A 721-nucleotide genomic window follows, 5' to 3' on the forward strand; every position below is an offset into this window, starting at 1 on the left:
TATTACGAGCAACCATGCGAACACGGTTCAATGCTGCTGTCATAACCATTTGCACTGTGGCAGTTGAGTTATCATTCTTGAATACAGCTGGGTCTAAACCTTGACCAGCTTTGTTAACACCTGTACGTGATTCCTTCTCTTGGTCAACATAGTTGAACAGTAAGTCAATACCCTGAGGTAATGGGTGATGTGGGAATGGTTGTACAGCATCAATAGATTGAGCTTCAATAACAGAACCAGGTCGGTTATTCATCAAACTTTGGCGGTCATAAGCGCCTTTTACAGCCACATAACGACGGAAATTCGCATTAATACCGTTGTCAATGACCAAACGAAGGGCACTTGTACCCAAATCTTGAAGGTCTTTAGTCACATCATATACAGATTCACCCCAAAGAGACCCAGGAATTGGGAATGGAGTAAATGTAGAGAATGGAACTTCATTAACAATATTCACATCAATTATTTGGTTTTGTACTGTAAACACTTGAAGCAATTCGTCACGACCAAGTACAGAGGTCTTAATATAGTTTTCATGCAACCATAGTTTATCTGTTTCATTATCACCTGTCATGATTGTATCACTGACATTAAGTGGAGATAAGTTATTAACACGACTGTTTGCAATTACACCAGCTTCAATATCTGAACTAGTAACAGCTAAAGCATCAACAATATCAGGGTCAAAACCCATCACTTTTAGTTCATGTAAGTCGGAGGG

The 721-nt window shown here is 39.5% G+C and carries 1 protein-coding gene; it reads right to left on the reverse strand.

From position 1 onward, the window contains the following. Window positions 1–694: portal protein (locus tag N1032_RS25270; protein WP_259543338.1), on the reverse strand; the 694-nt coding region annotated here is incomplete at its 3' end. Between the last annotated feature and the right edge of the window lie 27 nt (window positions 695–721).

This window comes from Herbiconiux daphne, assembly GCF_024979295.1.
GTDB classification, from domain to species: Bacteria; Actinomycetota; Actinomycetes; order Actinomycetales; family Microbacteriaceae; genus Herbiconiux; species Herbiconiux daphnes.